Below are 230 nucleotides of genomic sequence, written 5' to 3'. Positions count from 1 at the left end.
GATGATCAGATTAGAGATGATTTGACGTGGTTCAACAGTAGATGGATGAGTGAAAGTGAGTTTAGAAATAATTTATTAGGATCTGTATACAAAAGAAGTAAGGCTGTTCTACCATTTATATTACTTGATTACTCAGAATTTCTATCAAGCTTCCGACATGAATTAGAAGACTTAAAAGATTTTGTGAAAACAAAAAGCTTGACAGTAGAGCACATACTCTCTCAAACACC

1 protein-coding gene is annotated in these 230 nt (G+C 33.0%); it reads left to right on the top strand.

Translation table 11 applies throughout. The annotated features are described in order from the left end of the window. Positions 1-45 precede the first annotated feature (45 nt). On the top strand, positions 46-230 hold a 185-nt coding region (locus SB772_RS46145; RefSeq protein WP_410839287.1), incomplete at its 3' end, for a hypothetical protein.

This window comes from Paraburkholderia sp. SIMBA_030 (genome assembly GCF_046535245.1).
Classification (GTDB): Bacteria; Pseudomonadota; Gammaproteobacteria; order Burkholderiales; family Burkholderiaceae; genus Paraburkholderia.
The sequence above is the reverse complement of the archived record's forward strand: the minus strand, read 5'-3'. Positions and strand labels throughout refer to the sequence as shown.